We start from the raw sequence: 26,738 nt of genomic DNA, 5'->3' as shown, positions 1-26,738 counted from the left end.
TAATTGTAACGGTATAGAATATGAGATTATGGTTAGGATATTTAGAGATTAGTAACTTTTTATGAATTAGTAAGTAGTGACAGAGGTGCGAATTATGGAACAGTATGTTGTCAAGGGAGGAGTGCCACTTCGTGGAGAGGTGTCCATAGGTGGAGCAAAGAATGCCGCACTTGGTATTCTGGCAGCAGCAATTATGACGGATGAGACCGTAACAATAGAGAATGTGCCTAATGTAAGAGACACAAGAGTGCTATTACAGGCAATAGAGGGCATAGGTGCAAAGGTTAAATATATATATAACAACACAGTTCAGATTAACGGGGGTTCAATAAGCGATCTTAATGTTGAATACGAATATATCAGAAAGATAAGAGCTTCTTATTATTTACTTGGGGCACTTCTTGGAAAGTATAAGGAGTCCAATGTGGCACTTCCGGGTGGCTGTAATATAGGAAGCAGACCAATAGACCAGCATTTAAAGGGCTTTAAGGCTCTTGGAGCAAAGGTAAATATTGACCACGGAGTTGTAAGTGCGAAGGCAGAAAATCTGGTTGGAGGTCATATTTATTTTGATGTTGTAACAGTTGGAGCAACAATTAATCTTATGATGGCATCGTGTATGGCTGAGGGAGAGACAATTCTGGAGAATGCGGCAAAAGAGCCACATATTGTAGATGTAGCGAACTTTCTTAATGCTATGGGTGCTAATATTAAAGGTGCAGGAACAGATGTTATAAGAATTAAGGGTGTGAACAGGCTTCACGGTTGCACATATTCAATAATACCTGACCAGATTGAAGCTGGTACATTTATGATGGCAGCAGCAGCCACAAGAGGAGATATTGTTATTAAAGATGTAATTCCAAAGCATCTTGAGTCAATAACAGCAAAGCTTCTTGAGATGGGCTGTAAGCTTGTTGAGGGCGATGACTGGATAAGAGTTATAGCTGAGGGTGAAGTGGGAAGCACTAATGTAAAGACGCTTCCGTATCCTGGTTTTCCTACAGATATGCAGCCTCAGATAGCGGTAGCACTTGCGCTTGCCAAGGGTTCTAGTATGGTTACGGAAAGCATATTTGAGAACAGATTCAAGTATGTTGATGAACTTAACAGAATGGGTGCTAAGATAAAGGTTGAAGGTAATACAGCATATATAGAAGGTGTGGAGAAGTTCACATCGGCTCAGTTATCTGCACCTGATTTAAGAGCCGGAGCGGCTCTTGTTATTGCTGCACTTGCGGCTGACGGAATTTCACAGATAGATGATATTGAATATATTCAGAGAGGTTATGAGGATTTTGAAGGTAAGCTCTCAGCACTTGGTGCAATTATTGCTAAAGTGGATTCAGAAAGAGAACTTCAGAAGTTCAAATTAAAGATTGGCTGATAATAATGGACTGCGGATATTTTTATGATATCTGTAGTTCATTTTATTTTTATATTTTTAATACTTTGTTATAATAATAGTGTGCTAATTTGTGGTATTATTATAAAGTGATTAATATATTTATATAATGATGTCCGATTTATAATAATAATGTTAAGATGTTATAACATTTGGATATTTAATATATAATATTTTATGTGCCGATGATGCACATTCTTTTTTATACACGATATTTAGAGAGAATACATATTTATAGCAAGAGGAATATATGAAATTAAGAGATAAGTTAAAGATTTCATTCTGTGTAATGATAGTACTTCCGGTTATTATGCTGTGTGTGTTTGTCGTAGGAATTTTCAAAATGCAGTCAGACAGCATATGCAAGACATATAATGTTGAAGGTGATACGGTGTTATTATATTTTTATTCGCCTATGACGTTGTTTGGAAGCATAACCGATGATGTGTATGAGCAGGTAAGAGAACAGGCAGAGACCGAACCAGAGAAGTTTAATAACAGAATATATCTAGAGGAGCTTAATGATACATTAAAAGAAAAGTTATCAAAGCTTGTTGTAAGAAAGAATAATAATGTTATATACAATTCGACAGGGTTAAGTTCAACAGAGCTTATTAATATACTTCCAGAGTATGAGATAGATGGAAGTAATATTGTAGATGTTGCAACATATAAAGGTGGAAGCTATCACAGCCTTATAAAGCAGGTTGATTTTACAGATGATTTCGGGAATACATATAGTGTATCAATACTCACTTCTGTTAAACAGAGTGTTCCACAGATAAGACATATGATTGTTGAGCTTATAGTAGTTATAATACTTATTCTTGCAATTACGAGCCTTATTCTTAATCTGTGGATATATAGTTCGATTATTAAGCCGGTTAATAAGCTTAAGCTTGCGACAGATAATATTAAAGAAGGCAATTTTGATTTTGAGATGCCAAAAGTACCTGATAATGAGATTGGAGATGTGTGTAAGGATTTTGAGGAAATGCGTCTTATATTAAAGAAGTCGTCAGAGGACAAGCTCCAGTCGGATAAAGAAGAGAAGGAACTTATAAGAAACATTTCCCACGACCTAAAGACACCTCTTACAGCAATCAAAGGATATGTAGAGGGCTTAAGGGATGGAATTGCAGATACACCTGAGAAGCAGGCAAAGTATGTTAAGACAATTGCTAATAAGGTTAATGATATGGATAAGCTAATAGATGAGCTTACTATATATTCAAGGCTTGATGCTAACAGGGTATTGTATACATTTGTTAAATTTGATGTGTCAGAATATTTTGATGACTGCTGTGATGAGATAGGAACAGAGCTTGATGCGGCAGGCATAGAGCTTAATTACAGAAATCATATTAAAGAGCCGGTCATAATTGCCGCTGACCCAGAGCAGTTAAAGAGAGTTATCAATAATATTATCAGCAACTCAGTTAAGTATATGGCTGAGGGGCGCAAGGGAAAGATAGATATAGATTTGTATGATGAGAGTGATTATGTACACATCATCATTGCAGATAATGGCAAGGGAATAGCTGGAAAAGATGTTTCGCATATATTTGAAAGGTTCTATAGAACTGATGAGTCGCGTAACTCGAAACAAGGAGGAAGCGGCATAGGTCTTGCGATTGTAAAGAAGATTGTCGAGGACCACAAAGGAAAGATATGGGCAGAGAGTGTTGAAGGAGAAGGCACTACAATGCATTTGAATTTACTCAAATATAATGTGCAGAACCCACAGCCTAAAGAATAACAGATTATAGAAAGATGAGGAATGAGATTATGAGCAAAGTATTAATAGTAGAAGACGAGGAAGCAATTGCAGATATTGAAAAGGATTATCTTGAATTAAGTGGATTTGAAGTAACAATATGCAAAGATGGTACAAGCGGACTTGCAGAAGCACTTGACGGAGAATATGACATCTGCATACTTGATGTTATGCTTCCGGGAATTGACGGATTTGAGATATGCAAGAAGGTAAGAGAGACTAAGAATATACCTATTATAATGGTATCAGCCAAGAAAGAAGATATTGATAAGATAAGAGGTCTTGGTGTAGGTGCTGATGATTATATGACTAAGCCATTTAGTCCAAGTGAACTTGTGGCAAGAGTTAAGGCTCACCTTTCAAGATATGAAAGACTTATTAACAGCTCGCAGCCAGAGAATGATATAATTGAAATACGTGGTATCAAGATTGATAAGACTGCAAGAAGAGTATTTGTTAATGGTGAGGAGAAGATATTTACAACAAAGGAATTCGATCTTCTTACATTCCTTGCTGAGCATCCTAATCATGTATATACTAAAGAAGAATTATTTAAGGAAATATGGGATATGGATTCTATCGGTGATATAGCTACAGTTACAGTTCATATTAAGAAGATAAGAGAAAAGATTGAGCTTGATACAAGCAAGCCACAGTATATTGAAACAATATGGGGTGTTGGCTACAGATTTAAGTTATAATCAGTTAATGGGAGCCGTCAGGATGGATAACTCCCTGCGTTATGTAAGGAGTATTAACCATAAATTATCACATAAGTATATCATAATATAGAAAGAAGTGTTGAATATGATTATTGAGAAAGATTATTTTGATGCTGAGGAAGTTGATATTGCTAATGCAATGAATGATAAGTCAAGAGCACCTATAAGAAAGATACGTCTTGCAACAACTGATAGTAATAAGTATTATGCAAAGGCGATTCTTGTTGGAGATCAGGAAAATATTCTGTCAGGTGAAATAGTATTCAGACCGGATTCACAGGTTTCCAAGGAAGGTCTTGCTTTCAGTAAAGTCATTATAAAGGAAACAGCTGACGTTGAGGAATATTTTAAAAATCTTATCAGATTTGAAGGCTATAGAATTATAAGTGAGAAAGCTGACAGTGAGAATTTCAGGGCTGGATATGATGAATTATGTATGCAGGCTAATAAACTGTTATTTATGAAAAGTGAATAAACGGAAAGAGAATAGTTAAGATGTTAAATGTCATATATGAGGATAAAGATAAAATAATAGTTAATAAACCGGCAGGGCAGCTTTCGCAGAGTGCCAGAGGCTTTGATATGGATCTGGTAAGCGAAGTGCTTACATATAGAAAGAATAAGGGTGAGGAAGCCTATGCGGCAATTATTAACAGGCTTGACAGACCAGTATCAGGTCTTGTGCTTATAGCAAAGAACAAGAAAGAAGCGGCAAGGCTTTCAGCACTTATGCAAAGGGAATCTTTATGCAAGCAGTATCTGGTACTTGTATGCGGCAGACCTCATAGTGATACAGGCACATTTACAGATTATCTTTTAAAAAATAGCAAAGATAACACATCAAAGGTGGTATCAAAGGAACAGGCAGGAGCAAAAAAGGCTGTGCTTGAGTATAGCCTTATTGACTATGACGAGGAAAGAAATGTTTCACGCCTTTTGATTAATCTTATAACAGGACGACATCATCAGATACGTGTCCAGTTATCATCAAGGAATCTGCCCGTTGTTGGCGATGGCAAATATGGTGGAAACCCAGCGGTTAAGAAAGCAGAGGAGTACCATATTAAAAGGGGCTGTATAGCATTATGTGCTAAGAGCCTTACAGTTGATGGAAAGGTGTATGAAATTGAGCCTGAATTTTCAGGAGGAAAATAGAAAGACTAAAAACAGAGATTGGACAGCTCAGGAAAACAAGCAATCAATATAGAATTTTTTCAAGTATAATTTGTCGGTAATGTGGAATTATTTCATATATAGATGATGAATTATTACGGAGGAGATTGTATATTTTGCGTGATGAAAAGAGTGGTAAGACCAGAATAAAATTTCTTTTTGGAATAGCTGTTATAGTGGCGGCTGTATATATAAGCTTTAAGTATCTGATTGTGTATGTATGGCCATTTGTTATAGGTGTGTTTATAGCAGTTATACTTGAGAAGAAGGTAATATATCTGTCAGATAAGCTATACATAGGACTAGATAAGATTTTAGGATGGAACAAAAGAATAACAATTAAGAAAAAGAAGTGTCAGGGGATTGCTGCAACGATTATTGTATCATTGATATTTGTTGTACTGCTGGCACTTTTTAGTTTTATAATTTTTAAGGGTGTAGATGAGTTCAGCAGGCTGTTAAGAAACCTTGATTATAACCTGATTGCGGTAAAGCAGCTCACAGCCAGAATGTGTTTTGATGCAGATGCATTTCTGGGACTGGAAGGAGGCTGTTGTCTTGAGTCACTTATTGCGTGTGGACATAAACTTATGAGCATAATGCCTGAGAAGATAATATTGATATCTGCTCCAGTTGTAAAAAATGCTGTTATTATTGTGGGTGGAATTGTTGTATGCTTCATAGCAGTTATATATCTTGTGTCTGATTTGCAGAAGTTCAGGGATAATATAAGACAAGTAGTATTCTATGAAGAAATCCGTATGATATGGAAAGAAGTAAGAAGGCTTATAAATATTTATTTCAAAGTACAGCTAAGAATTATGTTGATTAACTCTGGGTTATGTATGCTGGCATTTGCGATACTTAAGAATCCATACGCTATTGTGCTGGGAATTATTATAGGGATAATTGATGCACTTCCTGTATTCGGAACGGGTACTGTGCTTATTCCATGGATATTAATAAGCTTTCTTATAAGAAATTACAGATATGCGGTAATTTTGTTAATGGCATATATAATCACGTATTTTGTGCGTGAGATTATGGAGTCCAAGAGTATGGGCGACAGACTGGGAATATCACCATTTACAATGCTTGTGATAATATTCACTGGACTGCTTGTATATGGTGTGGCAGGTTTTATAACAGGACCGGTAAGTTATGTCATAATTAAGGCATTGGTTATAAGACTTAGGTGTGAAATGGGGATAGAGTAGGCATATAAAATATTTAAATAACGGATATCTGTGTTCTACTTGAAAATCCCTGCTGAAAATGTTAGACTATTACAGATTATGTGAGCTTTAATATGTGGATAACCTGTAGCATCTTTTATTGTGGGTTATCTGCTTAGATTACAGGCTTGCGGCACATTTAACAGGACGCGCAGACAGCGCAGGAAATGAGGTATATTTATGGCAGAGGATAAGAAGTTAGTAGAAGCGATTACTTCCATGGATGTAGACTTTGCACAGTGGTACACAGATGTATGTAAGAAGGCAGAGCTTATGTCATATTCAAGCGTTAAAGGATGTATGATATTTAAGCCGGCTGGATATGCAATCTGGGAGAATATAAAGAATGAAATGGATAGAAGATTCAAGGAGACAGGCGTAGAGAATGTATATCTTCCTATGTTTATTCCAGAAAGTCTTCTTGAGAAAGAAAAGGATCATGTAGAAGGATTTGCACCAGAGGTAGCCTGGGTTACTTATGGAGGACTTAATCCACTTCAGGAGAGAATGTGTGTAAGACCAACATCCGAGACACTTTTCTGTGATTTCTACAAGGATGAGATACAGTCTTACAGAGATTTACCAAAGGTATATAACCAGTGGTGTTCAGTTGTAAGATGGGAGAAAGAGACAAGACCATTCCTTCGTTCAAGAGAATTCTTATGGCAGGAAGGACATACAGCACACGCAACAGCAGAAGATGCAGAAGCACGTACACAGCAGATGCTTAATCTTTATGCTGACTTCTGTGAGGAAGTTCTTGCTATCCCGGTTATCAAGGGCCGCAAGACAGATAAAGAGAAGTTCGCTGGTGCAGAAGCTACTTATACTATCGAAGCACTTATGCACGATGGAAAGGCTTTACAGTCAGGAACAAGCCATAACTTTGGTGATGGATTTGCTAAGGCATTTGGTATACAGTATACAGATAAAGATAACAAGCTTAAGTATGTTCATCAGACATCATGGGGAACAACAACAAGACTTATCGGTGCTGTTATTATGACACACGGAGATAATTCAGGACTTGTGCTTCCACCTAAGGTTGCACCAGTTCAGGTTGATATTATTCCTATTATGCAGAAGAAGGAAGGTGTGCTTGATAAGGCATACGAAGTAAGAGATGCTATCAAGGCAGCAGGTCTTAGAGTTAAGGTTGATGATTCTGATAAGAATCCAGGCTGGAAGTTCTCAGAGCAGGAAATGCGTGGTATTCCAGTAAGAGTTGAGATGGGACCAAGAGATATTGAAGCTAATCAGGCTATCGTTGTACGCCGTGATACAAGAGAGAAGATTACAGTTGCAATTGATGAACTTGCAGTTAAGCTTCCGGAAATTCTTGACACTATCCAGAAAGATATGCTTGAGAGAGCAAGAGCACATAGGGATGCACATACATATGTAGCAGTTAACTATGATGAGTTCAAGGAAACAGCAGCTAATAAGCCAGGCTTTATCAAGGCTATGTGGTGCGGCGAGCAGGCTTGTGAAGATAAGATTAAAGAAGAGACAACTTGTACATCAAGATGTATGCCATTTGCACAGGAGCAGTTAAGCGATGTGTGCGTATGCTGTGGCAAGCCAGCTAAGAAGATGGTTTATTGGGGTAAGGCATACTAATTAAATGCAGCAATTCTGACATATCAGTGAACTGCATAGTAATGGGAGCAATCCGAGGGCATAAGTCAAGGGCAGAGTACCTTTTGCCTCTGACATTAATATATAAGATTATATAGAATACTGATAAGAATGGCAGACAATCCGTAAATACGGCTGGTTACCAGACTTGTCAGTATTTTTTACATTTATTTTATAAATATTAACACTGGATTTACGATTGCATACAAGCAGATTTTATAAACTCCCCATATATTATATATAGTCTTTAATTAAGCTGTTATCTGCAAAATACGTAGGGCAGACAGATTGATAAAGACCAGGCTGAAAATGCAGAACACATAATTACCAGAAGCTTTAACGGGCAGGAATATAATTCCATAAATTGAATACAATATAAATACAGCATAAAATTAAAACAATATATGAATTGCTTAGAACTCGTTGATGTATTAATAAAAGTATGTTATACTTTTAACAATAAATTAACGGACGTAATAACTAAATACGTTATAGGAATAATGGAGGGAAGCTTATGGCGAAATGGGTTTACAGATTTTCAGAAGGCAACGCTTCAATGCGGCCATTACTTGGTGGAAAAGGAGCTAATCTTGCAGAGATGACAGGGCTTGGTATGCCAATTCCACAAGGTTTCACAGTTACAACAGAGGCCTGCACTGAATATTACAGACACGGAAAGCAGATTACAGATGAGATACAAGCTCAGATATTTGAAGCTATTGGCTGGCTTGAGGAGTATAACGGAAAGAAGTTCGGGGATACACAGGATCCTCTCTTAGTTTCTGTAAGATCAGGTGCAAGGGCATCTATGCCGGGTATGATGGATACAATACTTAATCTTGGACTTAATGATGTGGCAGTTGAGGGCTTTGCGGTTAAGACAGGTAACCCAAGATTTGCGTATGATTCATATAGAAGATTTATACAGATGTTCTCAGATGTTGTTATGGAAGTTCCTAAGTCATATTTTGAGAAGATTATAGATGAAGTTAAGGCTGATAAGGGTGTTGTATATGATACAGAGCTTACAGCAGATGATTTAAAAGAACTTATTGTAAGATTTAAGGCTGTATACAAGGAAGCTATGAAGGGTGAAGAGTTCCCACAGGATCCTAAGGTTCAGCTTATGGAAGCAGTTAAGGCAGTATTCCGTTCATGGGACAACCCTAGGGCAATTGTATACAGAAGAATGAATGATATTCCGGGCGACTGGGGAACAGCGGTTAATGTACAGACTATGGTATTTGGTAATAAGGGTGATACATCAGGAACTGGTGTAGCATTTACAAGAAATCCATCTACAGGTGCTAAGGGAATATACGGAGAATATCTTATCAATGCACAGGGCGAGGACGTAGTTGCTGGTGTCAGAACACCTCAGCCAATAACACAGCTTGAGAAAGACCTTCCAGAGTGTTATTCACAGTTTATGGAACTTGCAATGAAGCTTGAGAACCACTACAAAGATATGCAGGATATGGAATTTACTATAGAAGAAGGCAAATTGTATTTCTTGCAGACACGTAACGGCAAGAGAACTGCACAGGCGGCTATCCAGATTGCGTGTGATCTTGTAGATGAGGGAATGATAACACCTAAAGAAGCAGTAATGAGAATAGAAGCTAAGTCTTTAGACCAGTTATTACACCCAATGTTTGATACTGATGCACTTAAGGCAGGGGAAGTTATTGGAGAAGCACTTCCAGCATCTCCTGGAGCTGCCGCAGGTAAAGTAGTATTTACAGCCGAAGAAGCCAAGGAACTTGGAAAAGGCGGCAAGGGAGAAAGAGTTATCCTTGTAAGACTTGAGACATCTCCAGAGGATATAGAAGGTATGCACGCTTCACAGGGCATACTTACAGTAAGGGGAGGTATGACATCACACGCTGCTGTAGTTGCAAGAGGTATGGGTACTTGTTGTGTTTCAGGCTGTGGAGCAATATCTATAGACGAGGAAGCTAAGCAGTTTACACTTGGTGGATATACATTTACAGAGGGGGATTATATATCACTTGATGGTTCAACAGGTAAGATATACAAAGGCGATATTAAGACAGTGGAAGCTACTGTAAGTGGTAATTTTGGAAGAATTATGGCTTGGGCTGATGAATATAGAAAGCTTGGTGTAAGAACTAACGCAGATACACCAGCAGATACTAAGAATGCTGTAAGGCTTGGTGCTGAGGGAATAGGACTTTGCCGTACAGAGCATATGTTCTTTGGTGAAGACAGAATTCCTAAGTTCAGAAGAATGATTCTTTCTGATACAGTGGAGAAGAGAGTAGAAGCATTAAAGCCAATTGGTGAGTTCCAGAAGACAGATTTCAAGGCTATGTATGAAGCACTTGAAGGCAGGCCAATGACTGTAAGATACCTTGATCCACCTCTTCACGAATTCGTGCCAACAGAGGAAGAAGATATTAAGGCACTTGCAGATGATATGGGACTTACAGTAGAAGAAGTTAAAGCAAAATGTGAGGCACTTCACGAGTTCAATCCAATGATGGGACATAGAGGCTGCCGTCTTGCAGTAACATATCCAGAGATTGCAAGAATGCAGACAAGAGCAGTAATGGAAGCTGCGATTGAAGTTTCAGAAGAAAAAGGCTATGAGATTACACCAGAGATAATGATACCTCTTGTGGGCGAGAAGAAAGAATTAAAGTTCGTTAAAGATGTTGTAATAGAAGAAGCGGAAGCTGTTAAGAAAGAAAAGAATTCAGATATCAAGTATAAGATTGGTACAATGATAGAAATTCCAAGAGCGGCACTTCTTGCTGATGAGATTGCAGAAGAAGCAGAGTTCTTCTCATTTGGTACTAATGATCTTACACAGATGACTTTTGGATTTTCAAGAGATGATGCAGGAAAGTTCCTTGACTCATATTATAAGAGCAAGATATATGAGTCAGATCCATTTGCAAGATTAGACCAGAATGGTGTAGGACAGCTTGTTAAAATGGCAGTTGCCAACGGAAGAAAGACAAGACCAGCACTTAAGTGCGGAATATGCGGAGAGCACGGTGGAGATCCATCAAGCATAGAATTCTGTCATAAGGCAGGACTTGATTATGTAAGCTGTTCACCATTCAGAGTACCTATTGCAAGACTTGCAGCAGCACAGGCAGCAATCGCCAGCGAATTGCAGAATGACAGTGAAGGTGACACTAATGCCGCGGCTAAGGAAGGCATAGATACAGATGAGCTTAAGGAGAAAGCTAAGAAAGCTGCTAACGAAGCCGCCAAGGTAGGCAGGGAAGTAGCTAAAGAGGCTGTCAAGGTGGGTAAGGAAGCCGCCAAGGCCGGTAAAGAGGTAGCATTTGCAGGGGTGGCTGGACTTAAAGCAGGAATAGCAGAAGCGAAGAAGGCTTATAAAGAGAATAAGAATAAAGATAACTAGGTCGGATTATTTACACAGGTATTGGTGTGATTGTGTTATCATAATAGTAAAAGAGCTAATCATTAATATGCAGGCATAGCTTTGTGGCATATAATGGTTAGCTCTTTACATTTTAAAAGATATGGCTGAATTTATATTTGAAATAATAATATGGTATAAAAATTAAATTAAAGTTGGATTTTTAAGGTAGGCGAAAAGCCAAACCTGTGTTATATTATAGAACATATAAGCTGAATATATATTTAGAATGTGAGGATAGATATTACTATGGCTAAATTTACAAAAAGAGCTATAATGTTAAGCCTTTTAAAATTACTAAAGCAGAAATCAGTTGATAAAGTTACGGTTAAAGATATATGTGATGAGTGTGAAATTAACAGAAACACATTTTATTATTATTTTAAGGATATATACGATGTTCTCAATAACATATTTATGGAAGAGATTGAGAAGAATTTAAGAGAAGCTGGAAGTAATGGTTCATTTTATGAGGAGTACAGCAGGGCTGCGGCGATACTTGTGGAGTATAAGGACGTTGTGATACACGTCTATAATTCCAGGAACCGCGATATTATTACCAATTATCTTGAAAAGATGACCGCTGAGGTAGTAAGAAGTTATATTGCGGCTAAGAGTGAGGGCGAGAATATCTCAGAAAAGGATCTGGAATTCATGTCGTATTTTTATGGCTATGCGATAATCGGAAGTACATATAAATGGATAGAAAGTGGTATGCAGGCTGATTTTGAGCATTTTATAGCAAGAATTTCTGAGTCAATAGATGCAACACTTCCAGTTATGATTTCAAAAGCTAAAGCAAATAGTAACTAACATTTATAATAATTTCATTTTCAGACAGATTGAGGGAAGTGTACGAATTTAGGTACACTTCCCTCAATCTGTCTGTATTAATTGATATGAAAATGAGTTATCCTAACTTTAGGTTAAAGAATTCACAAAGATATTTAAGAAAGGAGGCAGCATTATGAATGGCATAAAGAACTTTAAGAATATGTACAGTATTCTTACAATATGTCTTATTCTTGTTGGGGCTGTACTTCTTATAGCACCGGGAATTGCGTTAGATGTTGTGTGTATAATATTCGGGATATATATGATAATATACGGCGCAGTCAAGATTATGGGATATTTTGCAAAAGATGCTTACCAGCTTGCATTCCAGTTCGATCTGGCACTTGGTATAGTTATTGCAATTGTGGGAATTGTATTTGTGTGCAGGACAGCAAGAGTGGTGCAGTTGTTATCAACATGTATAGGAATTGTAATGCTTGTAGATGCGACATTTAAAATACAGACATCTATAGATTCCAAAAGATTTGGAATAAGCCGCTGGTGGCTGATGCTTATACTGGCAGTTATTGTAGCTGCGATTGGCATATTGCTTATATTAATGCCGGGTGAGACAACAAGGCTTATGGTAAGGCTTATAGGGCTTAATCTGTGTATGGATGGAATTCTTAATCTTGTTATCGTGATAGATACGGTTAAGACAGACAAAGCATTAAGGCAGTGATTATATAGATAATTAACGCAGTAGTTAACAATTGGAATATTAATAAATAATTAATGCAGTAATAAATAATTAATACAGATCATAAGAGTTTATACAATAAAGAAGAAATTAAAAGCGACAGGAGTTGAAAAAAATGGGAACAATTACACATAAAGCAGGAAGAGTAGCCGTAGGAAAAGCGGCAGATGTGGTTATTAAAAATCTTGATAAAGATAGAGAAAAAGAGATATTAAAGCTTGTCGATTTTATGGAAAAATATATGGACGGTGAGAAGCTTGATGTTGATTTTGACAGCGTGAGAAAGAAAATCAAAGATAAGGATAGTGCACTTAATAAGTATATTAATAAGGCATTAGATGAGATAGACCCTGGCGTATTAAAGACTATGGTGCTTAATCTTGGATTTGAGGCATTCTTAAATGGAACTAAGACAATAAGAAAGATGAGAGAAAAGTATAACTGTAATGTTCCTTGGCTCATTCTTATGGATCCTACAAGTGCCTGCAACCTTCATTGTACAGGTTGCTGGGCGGCAGAATATGGCAACAGGCTTAATCTTACATTTGACGAAATGGACAGTGTTGTAACACAGGGCAAGGAGTTAGGAATATATCTTTATATGTTTACAGGCGGTGAACCACTTGTAAGAAAGAGCGACATAATAAAGTTATGTGAGAAGCATAATGACTGTGCATTTCTTTCATTTACTAATGGAACACTTGTTGATGAAGCATTTTGTCAGGAGATGAAAAGAGTAGGCAATCTTTATCTTGCAATAAGTCTTGAGGGATTTGAAGCGGTCAATGACTTAAGACGTGGCGATGGTGTATATGGCAAGGTTATGAATGCAATGGATCTTTTAAAGAAAAATGGTCTTGTATTCGGTACTTCAATATGCTACACATCTAAGAATACAGAAACAGTAACAAGTGATGAATTCATACAGCTTATGGTAGATAAGGGCTGCCGTTATGCAATGTATTTCCATTATATGCCAGTTGGAAATGATGCTTCAGTTGAATTGCTTCCAACACCAGAGCAGAGAATATATATGAAAGACCGCATAAGACAGATAAGAAGTCTTACAACAGGACAGGGCTTATTTACATTTGATTTCCAGAATGATGGTGAGTTCGTTGGTGGCTGTATAGCAGGCGGAAGAAACTATTTCCACATTAATGCAAATGGTGATGCAGAGCCTTGTGTATTTATTCATTATTCAGGTGCGAATATAAGAACTAATACATTACTTGAGATACTTAACCAGCCATTATTTATGGCATATAGAAAGAACCAGCCATTTAATAAGAACCATTTAAGACCTTGTCCTATGCTTGAAAATCCTGAGATTTTACAGAAAATGGTCAAGGAAACAGGTGCTAAATCAACAGATTTACAGTCGCCAGAGACAGCAGAGCATCTTTGCAGCAAATGTGTTCCATATGCCAATGCGTGGAAGCCATATGCTGATAAGATATGGAGTGAAACTCCTGTAAAGAAGAGTAGCTATGAGAATTATGGACATTGTTGATTGCAGGTCAGCAGATATGTGAAAGGAGAAGCTTATGAGTAAGAAGTCAATCGGAAGCAGGACATTAAAGGCGGGAGCAGCACTCCTTGCAGTAGGAGCAGGAGTTGCGGCTATTAATGCAAAGAATAAGAACGGTACAGAGAAGAAAGAGATAAAAGAAATACAGAAGAAAGAATACGAGCAGTACAGAAATACTGAGCGTGGTAAATATGATAAGAACAGCAAGGGTATATATTACTCAAATGGTAATTATGAAGCATTTGCAAGACCAGAAAAGCCAGAGGGCGTTGATGCTAAGTCAGCATATATTGTAGGTAGCGGACTTGCCTCACTTGCAGCGGCTTGTTTCCTTGTAAGAGATGGACAGATGAAGGGAAGCCATATTCACATTCTTGAAGCTATGGATATAGCTGGTGGTGCGTGCGATGGCATTAATGATCCAACAAGAGGGTATGTAATGCGTGGCGGTAGAGAGATGGAGAATCATTTTGAGTGCCTTTGGGATTTGTTCAGAAGTATTCCATCATTAGAGAAGCCGGGTGCATCAGTGCTTGATGAGTATTATTGGCTTAATAAGCACGACCCTAACTATTCACTTTGCAGGGCAACAGTTAATCAGGGTGAAGATGCACATACAGATGGCAAATTCAATTTAAGCCAGAAGGGCTGTATGGAGATAATGAAATTGTTCTTCACTAAAGATGAAGATTTGTATGACAAGAAGATTGAGGATTTCTTTGATGAAGAAGTGTTTGACTCGGATTTCTGGCTCTACTGGAGAACAATGTTTGCATTTGAGAACTGGCACAGTGCGTTAGAGATGAAGCTTTATATCCAGAGATTTATTCATCATATAGGCGGACTTCCAGATTTCTCAGCACTCAAATTCACTAAGTATAACCAGTATGAATCACTTATCCTGCCTATGCAGAAGTATCTTGAGGCAGCAGGTGTTAAGTTCCAGTTCAATACAAGGGTGGAAAATGTTATATTTGAGTTCAAGGATGGCAAGAAGATTGCCAGGACAATAGAGTGCAATGTCAAGGGTAAGGAAGAAACAATTGAGCTTACAGAGAATGACCTTGTGTTTGTAACTAACGGAAGCTGTACAGAGAGTACAATCTATGGTGACCATACTCACGCACCTGTAGGAGATGCAGAGGTAAGAACAAGCGGCTGCTGGAGTCTTTGGAAGAATATTGCAAAGCAGGATCCATCATTTGGACACCCAGAAAAGTTCTGTGGCAATGTATCTAAGTCTAACTGGGAGTCAGCTACAGTTACAACAAGTGATGAAAAGATTATCGATCATATTAAGAAGATATGTAAAAGAGACCCTAGAACAGGAAATGTTGTTACAGGCGGTATCGTAAGCTGTAAGGATTCAAGCTGGCTTCTTAGCTGGACAATTAACAGACAGGGACAGTTCAAGGAACAGAAGAAAGATGAAGTATGCGTATGGGTATACAGCTTATTTACAGATGTAGCTGGTGATTATGTCAAGAAGCCTATGAAAGAGTGTACTGGTCAAGAGATTACAGCAGAGTGGTTATACCATATTGGAATACCAGTAGATGAAATAGATGAACTTGCTAAGAACCACTGCAATACAACACCTACGATGATGCCTTATATCACAGCATTCTTTATGCCAAGAAGAAAAGGTGACAGACCAGACGTTATACCAGATGGCTGTGTGAACTTTGCATTCCTTGGACAGTTTGCTGAGACACCAAGAGATACTATATTCACAACAGAATATTCAGTAAGAACAGCTATGGAGGCTGTATACGGACTTCTTGGCGTAGACAGGGGCGTTCCAGAAGTATGGGGAAGCGTATATGATGTAAGAGATCTCTTAGATGCTTCTGTTAAGCTTATGGACGGCAAGTCACCTCTTGAAATAGAACTTCCTGGCGTGCTTGATAACATTAAGAAACCACTCCTTAGAAGGATAAAGGGAACTGTAATTGAAAAGGTTCTTAAAGACCATAATGTTATTAAGGATTATATGAAGTATTAATATAAGCGATAGTTGTCTGATAAATACGATGTTTTAAGATAACATAGTGTTTAAAAATGCAGCATTTTAAAATAGTGCAGGAAACTGTTGTGCTATATACAGAATATCAAAAATATTTGTCATATAAAAAGCTCAGCCTCAAGCTGATGGATAATTCCAGCAGCCAGGGCTGAGCCTTTTTATGTATTAGGAAAGCACCTGTGATTGGTGCACATATGACTACTTTAAATTATCAAGAAGTGCAATTAAAGTAGCCTTATCATTAAGCTTAGGGTTCTCAATTACAATATCAAGCAGTGTATTAAGTGTATTGCCGATTTCTGCACCCTTAAGACCATATTCGATAAGGTCAACTCCTGTTATATCAAGGTCTTTTATTGTAAAGCAGTCACCTCTTTCAAGTATATCATCTGCCATACGCTGTAATTTATTCAGGTGGTTATACTTGGCAGGGTTACTTATAAATGTAATCTCTTCACTTGCTTTAATAGAAGCACGCTGTAATCTTATTACTAACATAAAAATGTCACGTCCACACTGATGAAGTGCTTCCCTTACAGCAGGTTCAGTTTCATCAATGTGAAGCGGGGTGTATGTTAATATCTTTACAACAGTATCAATAGTCTTGTTATCCATTCTAAGATTTCTTAAAGCTGTTCTTGCCTCATCAGGTGAGCATACAAAAAGAATTGCGGCTAATCTAAGTGGAAGCTCATTATCAGTATATTTGCAGGTAAGAAGCAGCTTCTTGGCATATCTGCCGGTAAGATTATCTGCTATTACAGGCAGAATATTATTAAAAAGACCTGTTGTTGCATAAAGACTGCAATAATCAGGGTTATCTGATAAAAGAGTCTTTTTAAGTTCTACGCATACACGTTCCATACTGACTTTATCTATATTGCGGTTAAGCTTTTCAATAGCCTTAAATGTATCCGGTTCAATGGTAAAGCCAAGCTGTGCAGAAAATCTTATGGCTCTCATCATTCTTAAAGCATCTTCTGTAAAACGCTCAATTGGGTTGCCAACGCATTTTATTATGCGGTTATTAATATCGTCTATTCCGCCATATTCATCGACAAGCCCAGTTATATTATTGTAAGCCATAGCATTTATTGTAAAATCACGTCTGCATAAATCGTCTGTCAGCCTGTCGGAGAATTCAACAGAAGATGGGTGTCTGCCGTCTTTGTACTCGCCGTCAATTCTGTAGGTTGTAACCTCATATCCAACATTGTGCAACATAACTGTTACTGTGCCGTGTTCAATTCCGGTATCAATTGTCTTGTTGAAATATTCTTTGATATCGGAAGGGAGTGCAGAGGTTGTTATATCCCAGTCATTAGGAGTGAGTCCCATAATAGAATCGCGGACACAGCCACCTACAGCATAAGCCTGATGGCCGTGGCTTTTAATTGTGTTGATTATAAATTCAACGTCATTAGGCATATCAATTTTAAAATTACTATAATCCATACTTAATTACCAATCTTTAAATTATTATTTTGATTTCATTTTTAAATCTTTAAATCTGTTATTTGGCTATATAAAATTTGCAATAGTTCGCATTATTACTGCCCATAATTTTAACAAAAAAAACTATGTTTGTCACTGAATGGCAACGCATTTTTTATTGAACACATGCATATGATAAGTAGGCCTAGTTGGATTGGAGGGTATATTCGTGAATGAGAAATCAGAAAAGGTGTTAGAACAATATAATATCAGCATTAACCGTATGATAAGAGGCAGGGGCGGTATTATTATTGCAACTGGACAGGGGTATAAGCTTTTTACCCAGTGTGAGAAGCCTGACAAGTATTATGAGAGGGAGAATAATATTACACAGATATTAAAATCAGCGGGATTTGGCAATACAGATACATATGTAAGAAATAATGAGGGACAGCTTGTGTCGCAGGATGAGGACGGCAGAAGATATATTTTAAAAGACTGGTTTGATGCGAAGGAAAGTGATGTAAAGGATATGGGGGATATGTGCAGAGCGGTGAGTATGATGGCGTATCTTCATATCGCGTTAAGGGAGGCTGGAAGCGAGCTTAAGATTAATCCATGTGGTGAGACAGAGTACAAGGAGTATGCACAGGCAGAGCTTAAGGCATGCCAGAACAGGAAGGAAACAGCACTAAGAAAGACATATGTGAAGCACACAAGGGAATTAAAGAAAGCATACAATTATCTTAAGCAGAAAAAAGGCAGACAGACATTTGAGCAGCTGGCATTTAAGCATATCGGTGACTATTATGAGGAGGCGTGCAATGCAAGCGAGAGGCTTATGGACGAAAGATTTGATGAGAGGCTTCTAGATGCGGCGGTTAATGGAGAGATTTCGCATGGAAGCTATACTTACCATAATGTGCTTATCGGTGGAAAGGATACTTATGTTGTTAATTTTGACAGATATAAGAATGAGTGCCAGATTAGTGATTTGTACCAGTTCATAAGAAAAGTTATGGAGAAGTATAACTGGGAAAATAGTGTGTTCTACAGGCTTCTTGATGAATATGACAGAATATGTCCTCTTGATGATAATGAGCTTGAACTTCTTATGACACTTTTGTCATATCCGGAGAAATTCTGGAAGATAATTAACCAGTATATTAATAGTAATAAATCGTGGATTCCAGATAAAAATGTAGATAAACTAAGGAAGGTTATTGAGCAGAATGAAAGAAGAAGAGAATTAATTGATAAAATATGCTGTGTGTGGTAAAATTCCCATAGGTATAGCCAATAAACGATTATAATCAGGATACAGGGAATGAAACATACATTTATATATAATAAAGCTAATAGAACAAAGAACGAAAGTGGTATTACAAGAAGCAGGACACATCTGTTTAACATAATTAAGCCATATTCGGTTGTAAAGAGAATGGCAGTTATTATAATGACTGCCATTATGATAATATGCCAGACAGGTTGTGGAACATCGGGAAGTAACGGAGCGATTGTACCGGGCAGTTCAATTACACCAGCGAAGAAAAAGGGCAATGTAACAGACATAGCCAAGAACAGTGACAATGCAACACTAGTGGGGATAGTATCGTCAATAGATACCACGCTTAAGAATATACATTTTATTGATGTTGAAACTGGAACGGAATATTCAGTAATGTATACAGGTGGTACTGATATACAGGATGCTTATGGAAAGCTTAAGGCGGCGACATTGATACAGCCCGGAGAGATATATGATGTATACTGCAACAAATATGGCAAGGCAACCAAGATATATGGTTCAAAGAATGCGTGGAGCAGGACATCAGTTACGGATATAGAGCTTGATGAAAGCTCTAAGAGTGTGGTGATTGGACAGACTACGCTTAATTACAGGGATTATACGGTAGTAACCTCTGGAGGTAATCTTATAAGCATTGCACAGATTGTAAAGGAAGATGAACTTACGTTAAGAGGAATTGATGATAAGCTGTACTCAATATCGGTTGATAATGGGCACGGATATCTGGAACTGACAGGAATAGATGCATTTGTAGGTGGTTATGTGACATTAGGAAGCAGTCTTTTGTATGGTGTTACACAGGATATGATGCTTACTGTCGGAGTTGGTACTTATGATGTTGAGCTTCAGAGTGCAGATATGACAGCAACCAAGAAAGTAACTATTAAGAAAGATGCGACTTCAACGCTTGATTTCTCAGAATATAAGCAGCTTTCAGCTAAAAAGGGTGCAATCAACTTCTCAGTTACACCAGAGAATGCAATTATGGCAATAGATGGAAGTGAAGTTGATTACTCAAAGCCTGTGTCATTAACATATGGTTCTCATACACTTACATTACAGGCTAACCATTATGAAACTTATACAGAGACATTTACGGTTAATTCAGATTACAAGACTAAGGTTATTGATATGACAAGTACAAGCTCGTCAACAACAGCAAAGACGACATCAGCGAGCCTTACTAATGGTTATAGTGTTAATATAACAGCACCATCAGGAGCTGCTTTGTATGTAGATAGTGTATACATAGGTGTTGTTCCCTGCTCATTTAGCAAATCAAGTGGCAACAAGACTATAACATTGTCACAATCTGGGTATAATACAGTAAGCTATACTATATCAATACCTAATACAGCAGGTGATATGACATATGCGTTCCCGGATATGACAAAGACAAGTGAGACTGCGACTGTACAGACGCCAACGGTAACAACGCCTACAGCCACATCTTCTAATTAGATTATGCAGAATGTATAGAAAAGAGGCAGAAGGATAATAATGACAAAAAAGATGAATATACCATTTTCACCACCAGATATATCAGAAAAGGAAATTGAAGCAGTAAGCGAAGCATTAAGGTCGGGCTGGATTACAACAGGTCCAAGAACCAAGGAATTAGAAAGACAGATGGCAGAGTTCACTGGCACTAAGAGAGGTGCGTGTCTTAATTCAGCTACAGCGTGTATGGAGACGGCTCTTAGATTATTCGGAATTGGAGCGGGAGATGAGGTGATAGTTCCGGCATACACATATACAGCATCAGCAAGTGTTGTATGCCACGTTGGTGCAACTTTAAAGCTTATTGATGTGCAGGAGGGAACTTATCATCTTGATTATGATGAGCTTGAAGCAGCCATAACAGAGAAGACCAAGGCGGTTATTCCAGTGGATATAGCTGGTGTAATGGTCGATTATGATAAGATAAGGGCAATACTTGAGAGCAAGAAGGCTTTATTTAAGCCGGCTAATGCTTATCAGGAGGCACTTGGAAGAGTTCTTATACTTGCTGATTCGGCACACGGATATGGTGCGTCAAGAAATGGACATAAGAGCGGACAATGTGCGGACTTTACATCATTTTCTTTCCATGCTGTTAAGAACTTTACAACAGGTGAAGGTGGAGGCCTTGTATGGAGAGAACTTGACGGAATAGACGATGAAGAAATATACAAAAAGATTATGCTTATGAGCCTTCACGGACAGTCAAAGGATGCACTTGCAAAGACTAAGCTTGGTGCGTGGGAATATGACATTATTGCACCACTTTATAAGTGTAATATGACAGATATAACAGCCGCCATAGGTCTTGCTCAGATGACAAGATATGAGGGGATGCTTGCAAGAAGAAAGCAGATGATTAATATGTATACAGATGGTATTAAGGCAGATGATGTTGAGTGCCTGTGCCATTATACAGATGAATATTCATCAAGTGGACATCTGTTTCTTACAAGACTCCTTGGAAGAGATGTAGAAGACAGAAACCAGTTTATAATAAGAATGGCAGAAGCAGGAATTGCAACGAATGTACATTTCAAGCCGCTTCCTATGCACACAGCATATAAGCAGCTTGGCTTTGATATAAAAGATTTCCCAAAATCTTTTGAAATGTATCACAATGAAGTCACACTTCCACTTCATACTAATCTTACAGATGAACAGATAGAATATGTTATAGAGAATTTTAACAGCCTTAAATAACAGGTTTAACAGACTGGCAGAAAAGAGGTTGGTATGCAGCTTAGAAAATGGAATGAGCTTCCAAAGTTTATGAGAACAAGGGAAGTAAGAAAATATTACAATATAGTTAATAAACGTAGAGCTTCTTTAATGGTGAAGAGATTATTTGATATCGTAGTTGCATCAATAATGCTTGCTGTGCTTGCATTGCCGATGTTAATAATTGCAATACTTATAAAATGTGATTCAAGAGGACCTGTATTTTTCAGACAGGAAAGAGTTACACAGTATGGAAGAATATTTAAGATATACAAGTTCAGGACAATGGTTGTTAATGCTAATGAGCTTGGTGCTTCTGTGACTGTGGATAATGACAGAAGAATAACAAGAATGGGAAAGCTTTTAAGAAAGATAAGAGCTGATGAATTCCCACAGTTATTTAACATTCTTGCAGGAGATATGACACTTGTCGGCACAAGACCGGAAGTGCCTGAGTATGTAAAGCAGTATTCTAAAGAAATGTATGCAACACTGCTTTTGCCGGCTGGGCTTACATCAAGAACAAGCATAGCTTATAAAGATGAAGATAAAATATTAGGCAATGCCGCCAATCCGGATAAAGCGTATGTTGAGGAAGTACTTCCTGCGAAGATGAAGTATAATCTTGAGGCATTAAGAAAGTTTGGTTTTGCAGAGGATTGCAGGGTGCTTTGGGATACATTTGAATCTGTTGTTGGAAGCGAGAGGCTTTCAGTGACAAAGAGTAGAAGGAGATAATAAATGTCTGATATGCTTATTACTATGTGTGTTATTGCATATAACGAGGAACAGAATATTAATGGAATATTAGAATGTATTAAAAATCAGGATTATGACCATAACAATATGGAGGTTGTGCTTGTAGACGGAGCATCAACTGATAATACAAGAGCACTTATGTGTGAATTTGCACTTGATAATAAAGATGAATTCAGAAGGGTTGTAGTGCTTGACAATCCTAAAAAGACACTTCCATCAGGCTGGAACGTTGCATTGAGGGAATATAAGGGTGATGCGATAATAAAGGTAGATGCACACGCTGTAATTCCAGAGGATTTTGTCAGTAAGAATGTGAGGGTGCTTGAAACAGGCGAATATATATGTGGTGGACAAAGACCTAACATAATAGACAAGCCAACTCCATTTAAGGAGACACTTCTTCTTGCAGAGAGCAGTATGTTTGGTTCAAGCATTGCTTCATACAGGAATAATCCTGGAAAGACTTATGTTAAATCGTTATTTCACGCAGCATATAGAAGAGAAGTATTTGAAAAGGTTGGTTTCTTTAATGAGGAACTTGTGCGTACAGAAGATAATGAAATTCATTATAGAATGAGAAAAGCTGGATATAAGCTGTGCTTTGACCCTGATATAATATCATACCAGTATACAAGAAGCAGTCTTAAGGCAATGCTTAAGCAGAAGTATGCTAACGGCTACTGGATAGGAAAGACAAGCAAGGTATGTCCTAAGTGCCTTAGCATATATCATTTTGTGCCATTTGCATTTGTCAGTGCAATAATAGCTTCAGGTTCGGTTATTGGAGCGACAGGACTTGCAGAGTGCATTAAGAAAAGGCACAACCATACACTTGGAAAAGGTATTTCGGCATTAAGAAAAGTAACAGTAGTGCTTACAACTGTTATGTGGGTGCTCTATGCTTTAATGGCATCTGGTATGGCGGCAGTATCTGCATTTAAAGCTGAAGATAAAAGAAATATAACTAATGCCTGTCTTCCTGTATTATTCCTGCTTCTTCATTTAAGTTATGGAATAGGCACAATAGCAGGACTTATGGATAAATCAAAAAGAGGTTAATTATGGAAGAGACAAGGAAAGATAAGCTACAGTTAATAGTCAGACGCTTTTTTCTTATAATAACAGATATAATTCTTGTTAACGGCTGTGTATTTATATCGCTGGTAATGAGGTTTAACGTTGATCTGGCGGCGATAGAGTCACAATATATACAGAATTTTAAGAGTACCTGCGTACCATTTACACTTATAACACTGCTTATATTCTGGTGTTTCAGAATGTATCACAGTCTGTGGCAGTATGCGAGTATAGCCGAGCTTTATAAGATAGTTGAGGCTTGTATTGTATCGGAGGTGGCACACGTCTGTCTTACAACAGTTATGGGAACACCGCTTCCTAGAGCCTGTTATTTTATGTCAGTAGTATTTCTTATAGTTGCAATGTGTGCGAGCCGTTTTATGTACAGGCTTATAAGAACACTTTTACAGGAATACAGACATACATCAGAGCAGATTAAGATTATGATAATTGGTGCCGGTGAGGCTACCAATGTTCTTATGAGAGAGATTGCTAATTCAAGATACCTTGATAATTCCAAGGTTGTATGTATTATTGATGATGACCCTAAAAAGGTTGGAAAGTATATACGAGGCGTTAAGATTGTTGGAACAAGGGAGCGTATTAAGGAATATGCAAGATACTATGAGATAGATGAGATAATATTTGCTATTCCATCAGCATCGCAGGAAACTAAAAGACAGATACTTAATATCTGTAAAGAAACTAACTGTAATTTAAAGATTATACCTGGCGTGTATCAGATGATGGACGGCGAGATTAATGTTCAGGATATCAGAAATGTTGATGTGGACGATTTACTTGGAAGGGATCCTATCAATGTTGATGTGGAGTCAATTCTTGGATATGTATCGGGCAAGACTGTTCTTGTAACAGGCGGCGGTGGTTCAATTGGTTCTGAGCTTTGCAGGCAGTTAGTCAAGCATAACCCTAAGTGCCTTATTATATTTGATATATATGAGAACAGTGCCTATGATATACAGCAGGAATTAAAGATGAATTGTCCTTATGCCAATGTGGTGACGCTTATTGGTTCAATAAGAAATAACACAAGACTTGAGTGGATATTCTCACATTACAGACCGGATATTGTATATCACGCAGCGGCACATAAGCACGTTCCGCTTATGGAGGGAAGCCCTAATGAGGCAGTTAAGAATAATGTAGCCGGTACCTGGAATCTTGCAAGAATGGCAGACAAATATAATACAAAGAGATTTGTAATGATAAGTACAGATAAAGCCGTTAATCCGACTAATATAATGGGTGCGACAAAACGTATATGTGAGATGATAATTCAGTATTATAATGGAGTATCTAATACAGAATTCGTAGCCGTAAGATTTGGTAATGTACTTGGAAGCAATGGCTCTGTAATTCCTCTTTTTAAGAAGCAGATTGCAGCAGGGGGTCCGGTTACAGTTACACACCCTGATATAATAAGATATTTTATGACAATACCGGAGGCCGTGTCGCTTGTTATTCAGGCGGGTGCATACGCCAAGGGTGGTGAGATATTTATTCTTGATATGGGTGAGCCGGTAAAGATAGATGACCTTGCAAAGAATCTTATAAGACTATCAGGTTACACACTTGGTGTGGATATGGAGATTAAATATACTGGTTTAAGACCTGGTGAGAAGTTATATGAAGAACTTCTTATGGCAGAGGAAGGGCTTCAGGATACACAGAATAAGCTTATTCATATAGGCAAGCCTATTGAATTTGATAAAGACAATTTTGAGGACAAGCTAGAAGTCCTTAAGGAAACAGCTTACAAAGAAGATGCGATGGCAGTAAGACGGCTTGTAAAGGAATTCGTTCCAACTTATAAGCCTGACCATGTATCGGATAATGATATACAATAAGAAACTGCAAAAAGAGGTTACTATGAAATATATTATTGATGGAAGCTTTTTGTATGGACATATTAAAGGTGTCCAGAGGTACGCAAGACAAATAACAAAAGAACTTGATAAATATATGGCGGATAAGCCTTACGAGGTTGAGATAGCTGTGCCCGAGATTGATTCAGAAGGTACATCTGCGGAGATTAACAGCTATAAGACACACTATAATAACATTAAGATTGTTATATTGGCTGGAAAATCCGGAAGAATGTGGGAACAGTTCACGTTTCAGAGATATGTGGACAAGCAGAAGGCTAAGCCTGTATATTTATGTAATGAAGTATCACTGTTTATGAAAAATGGAATAGTTACGGTACACGACATAGCATTTAAGACACATAAGGAGTTCTTTAGAGAGCCGGGTGACTGGCATGAGATATTGTTCAGAAAGCTTATGTATCTTAAAGCCTTTAAGAGTGCTGATGCGATAATAACGGTCAGTGGGTTTTCCAGAAAAGAAATCATTGATAATTATAATACCCATGGTAAGGAAATAGTAGTTGCAGGCAATGGCTGGCAGCACTTTGATGTGAACAGCATAGACGAGAGTATATTTGACAAGTATGCCTCAAGAATAAAAAGACATAAATATTATCTGTATATGGCTTCATTGGCACCTAATAAGAATCTTAACTGGATTCTTAATAATGCGAAGCTTCACCCAGAAAGTACATATGTAATAGCAGGTGAAAGTCTTGGGGACAGGTCTGGAATAGAAAAGCTTGGCAATGTAGTGGCGATTGGTTATGCCAGGGATTCAGAGGCAAGAGCACTTATGAAATACTGCAAAGCATTTTTATTCCCATCAACCTATGAGGGCTTTGGAATACCACCTATGGAGGCACTCTGTATGGGAGCTGAGATTGTTCTTGGTGATATTCCGGTGCTGCACGAGATTTACAAAAATGCGGCTACATATGTCAACTGTCATAAGCCTGATGTGAATATAGATGAGCTGTTAGAAAAGAATAAGGTGAGTGACGAGGCAGTGCAGAATGTACTTTCAAGTCATTCGTGGGACAGGTCAGCCCATATAATTGCAGGAATTATGGACAAATATGCAGAATAA

General features: G+C 37.8%; 19 protein-coding genes and 1 pseudogene. 19 read left to right on the top strand and 1 reads right to left on the bottom strand.

Annotation, left to right across the window (positions count from 1 at the left end; all coding sequences use genetic code 11):
• Window positions 1–94 precede the first annotated feature (94 nt).
• The 12 genes and pseudogenes from C7390_RS11675 to C7390_RS11620 all read left to right on the top strand — a co-directional run bounded on the left by C7390_RS11675 (window position 95) and on the right by C7390_RS11620 (window position 16,438).
• Window positions 95–1,387, top strand: coding sequence for a UDP-N-acetylglucosamine 1-carboxyvinyltransferase (locus C7390_RS11675; protein ID WP_022502349.1), 1,293 nt, complete (start codon window positions 95–97; stop codon window positions 1,385–1,387).
• 268 nt (window positions 1,388–1,655) lie between these two features.
• Complete coding sequence (locus C7390_RS11670; RefSeq protein WP_055306910.1) at window positions 1,656–3,164, top strand: HAMP domain-containing sensor histidine kinase; 1,509 nt, start codon at window positions 1,656–1,658, stop codon at window positions 3,162–3,164.
• Window positions 3,165–3,193: 29 nt separating this feature from the next.
• Complete coding sequence (locus C7390_RS11665; protein WP_022502351.1) at window positions 3,194–3,883, top strand: response regulator transcription factor; 690 nt, start codon at window positions 3,194–3,196, stop codon at window positions 3,881–3,883.
• Window positions 3,884–3,989: 106 nt separating this feature from the next.
• Complete coding sequence (locus tag C7390_RS11660; protein ID WP_022502352.1) at window positions 3,990–4,379, top strand: hypothetical protein; 390 nt, start codon at window positions 3,990–3,992, stop codon at window positions 4,377–4,379.
• 20 nt (window positions 4,380–4,399) lie between these two features.
• Window positions 4,400–5,059 carry an RluA family pseudouridine synthase gene (locus C7390_RS11655; protein WP_116444230.1) on the top strand — a complete coding sequence of 220 codons (660 nt, stop codon included), beginning with the start codon at window positions 4,400–4,402 and terminating at the stop codon, window positions 5,057–5,059.
• 134 nt (window positions 5,060–5,193) lie between these two features.
• A complete protein-coding gene (locus tag C7390_RS11650; RefSeq protein ID WP_318295687.1) occupies window positions 5,194–6,294 on the top strand; it encodes an AI-2E family transporter in 1,101 nt (366 codons plus the stop codon).
• A gap of 198 nt (window positions 6,295–6,492) precedes the next feature.
• Window positions 6,493–7,932 (top strand): proline--tRNA ligase, encoded by a 1,440-nt coding sequence (proS, locus tag C7390_RS11645; RefSeq protein ID WP_022502355.1) that lies wholly within the window; start codon window positions 6,493–6,495, stop codon window positions 7,930–7,932.
• A 532-nt stretch (window positions 7,933–8,464) separates the two neighbouring features.
• Window positions 8,465–11,089, top strand: a pseudogene (ppdK, locus tag C7390_RS11640) (pyruvate, phosphate dikinase); the annotation flags it as partial.
• A gap of 528 nt (window positions 11,090–11,617) precedes the next feature.
• A complete protein-coding gene (locus C7390_RS11635) occupies window positions 11,618–12,181 on the top strand; it encodes a TetR-like C-terminal domain-containing protein (RefSeq protein ID WP_022502357.1) in 564 nt (187 codons plus the stop codon).
• 154 nt (window positions 12,182–12,335) lie between these two features.
• The gene (locus C7390_RS11630) at window positions 12,336–12,884 is read left to right on the top strand and encodes an HdeD family acid-resistance protein (RefSeq protein ID WP_022502358.1); all 549 of its coding nucleotides are present in this window, start codon (window positions 12,336–12,338) and stop codon (window positions 12,882–12,884) included.
• Window positions 12,885–13,017: 133 nt separating this feature from the next.
• Window positions 13,018–14,415 (top strand): radical SAM protein, encoded by a 1,398-nt coding sequence (locus tag C7390_RS11625; protein WP_022502359.1) that lies wholly within the window; start codon window positions 13,018–13,020, stop codon window positions 14,413–14,415.
• A gap of 34 nt (window positions 14,416–14,449) precedes the next feature.
• Entirely contained in the window at window positions 14,450–16,438 is a 1,989-nt protein-coding gene (locus tag C7390_RS11620) for an oleate hydratase (protein ID WP_055306907.1), read from the top strand.
• Window positions 16,439–16,657: 219 nt separating this feature from the next.
• On the opposite strand, the gene C7390_RS11615 is transcribed toward C7390_RS11620, so the two are convergent.
• On the bottom strand, window positions 16,658–17,914 hold the full coding sequence (locus C7390_RS11615) for a CCA tRNA nucleotidyltransferase (RefSeq protein ID WP_090141151.1): 1,257 nt from the start codon (window positions 17,912–17,914) through the stop codon (window positions 16,658–16,660).
• Between the two features lie 208 nt (window positions 17,915–18,122).
• On the opposite strand from C7390_RS11615, the gene C7390_RS11610 reads away from it, so the two are divergent.
• Genes C7390_RS11610 through C7390_RS11580 form a run of 7 tightly spaced genes read left to right on the top strand, consistent with a single transcriptional unit; the run spans window position 18,123 to window position 26,738 of the window.
• Window positions 18,123–19,172: a protein kinase family protein gene (locus C7390_RS11610; protein ID WP_116444227.1), complete on the top strand. Its 1,050-nt coding sequence runs from the start codon at window positions 18,123–18,125 to the stop codon at window positions 19,170–19,172.
• A 48-nt stretch (window positions 19,173–19,220) separates the two neighbouring features.
• Window positions 19,221–20,663, top strand: a complete 1,443-nt coding sequence (locus C7390_RS11605; RefSeq protein WP_116444226.1) for a PEGA domain-containing protein — start codon at window positions 19,221–19,223, stop codon at window positions 20,661–20,663.
• Between the two features lie 39 nt (window positions 20,664–20,702).
• Window positions 20,703–21,905, top strand: a complete 1,203-nt coding sequence (locus C7390_RS11600) for a DegT/DnrJ/EryC1/StrS family aminotransferase (RefSeq protein WP_318295686.1) — start codon at window positions 20,703–20,705, stop codon at window positions 21,903–21,905.
• A gap of 33 nt (window positions 21,906–21,938) precedes the next feature.
• A complete protein-coding gene (locus C7390_RS11595) occupies window positions 21,939–22,661 on the top strand; it encodes a sugar transferase (RefSeq protein WP_022502365.1) in 723 nt (240 codons plus the stop codon).
• 3 nt (window positions 22,662–22,664) lie between these two features.
• Complete coding sequence (locus C7390_RS11590; RefSeq protein ID WP_022502366.1) at window positions 22,665–23,741, top strand: glycosyltransferase family 2 protein; 1,077 nt, start codon at window positions 22,665–22,667, stop codon at window positions 23,739–23,741.
• Window positions 23,742–23,743: 2 nt separating this feature from the next.
• Complete coding sequence (locus C7390_RS11585) at window positions 23,744–25,627, top strand: polysaccharide biosynthesis protein (protein WP_022502367.1); 1,884 nt, start codon at window positions 23,744–23,746, stop codon at window positions 25,625–25,627.
• Between the two features lie 22 nt (window positions 25,628–25,649).
• On the top strand, window positions 25,650–26,738 hold the full coding sequence (locus C7390_RS11580; RefSeq protein WP_318255946.1) for a glycosyltransferase family 4 protein: 1,089 nt from the start codon (window positions 25,650–25,652) through the stop codon (window positions 26,736–26,738).

This window comes from Bacteroides galacturonicus (genome assembly GCF_003096855.1).
GTDB lineage: Bacteria > Bacillota > Clostridia > Lachnospirales > Lachnospiraceae > Lachnospira > Lachnospira rogosae.
Note: the sequence above shows the minus strand (reverse complement) of the source record. Positions and strands in the feature narration are given on the sequence as shown.

What these genes read in the sequence shown, in the direction of transcription:
- C7390_RS11675 (WP_022502349.1), top strand. Translation starts at nt 95, where the DNA reads ATGGAACAGTATGTTGTCAAGGGAGGAGTGCCACTTCGTGGAGAGGTG.
- C7390_RS11670 (WP_055306910.1), top strand. Translation starts at nt 1,656, where the DNA reads ATGAAATTAAGAGATAAGTTAAAGATTTCATTCTGTGTAATGATAGTA.
- C7390_RS11665 (WP_022502351.1), top strand. Translation starts at nt 3,194, where the DNA reads ATGAGCAAAGTATTAATAGTAGAAGACGAGGAAGCAATTGCAGATATT.
- C7390_RS11660 (WP_022502352.1), top strand. Translation starts at nt 3,990, where the DNA reads ATGATTATTGAGAAAGATTATTTTGATGCTGAGGAAGTTGATATTGCT.
- C7390_RS11655 (WP_116444230.1), top strand. Translation starts at nt 4,400, where the DNA reads ATGTTAAATGTCATATATGAGGATAAAGATAAAATAATAGTTAATAAA.
- proS (WP_022502355.1), top strand. Translation starts at nt 6,493, where the DNA reads ATGGCAGAGGATAAGAAGTTAGTAGAAGCGATTACTTCCATGGATGTA.
- C7390_RS11635 (WP_022502357.1), top strand. Translation starts at nt 11,618, where the DNA reads ATGGCTAAATTTACAAAAAGAGCTATAATGTTAAGCCTTTTAAAATTA.
- C7390_RS11630 (WP_022502358.1), top strand. Translation starts at nt 12,336, where the DNA reads ATGAATGGCATAAAGAACTTTAAGAATATGTACAGTATTCTTACAATA.
- C7390_RS11625 (WP_022502359.1), top strand. Translation starts at nt 13,018, where the DNA reads ATGGGAACAATTACACATAAAGCAGGAAGAGTAGCCGTAGGAAAAGCG.
- C7390_RS11620 (WP_055306907.1), top strand. Translation starts at nt 14,450, where the DNA reads ATGAGTAAGAAGTCAATCGGAAGCAGGACATTAAAGGCGGGAGCAGCA.
- C7390_RS11615 (WP_090141151.1), bottom strand. Translation starts at nt 17,914, where the DNA reads ATGGATTATAGTAATTTTAAAATTGATATGCCTAATGACGTTGAATTT.
- C7390_RS11605 (WP_116444226.1), top strand. Translation starts at nt 19,221, where the DNA reads ATGAAACATACATTTATATATAATAAAGCTAATAGAACAAAGAACGAA.
- C7390_RS11600 (WP_318295686.1), top strand. Translation starts at nt 20,703, where the DNA reads ATGACAAAAAAGATGAATATACCATTTTCACCACCAGATATATCAGAA.
- C7390_RS11595 (WP_022502365.1), top strand. Translation starts at nt 21,939, where the DNA reads ATGCAGCTTAGAAAATGGAATGAGCTTCCAAAGTTTATGAGAACAAGG.
- C7390_RS11590 (WP_022502366.1), top strand. Translation starts at nt 22,665, where the DNA reads ATGTCTGATATGCTTATTACTATGTGTGTTATTGCATATAACGAGGAA.
- C7390_RS11585 (WP_022502367.1), top strand. Translation starts at nt 23,744, where the DNA reads ATGGAAGAGACAAGGAAAGATAAGCTACAGTTAATAGTCAGACGCTTT.
- C7390_RS11580 (WP_318255946.1), top strand. Translation starts at nt 25,650, where the DNA reads ATGAAATATATTATTGATGGAAGCTTTTTGTATGGACATATTAAAGGT.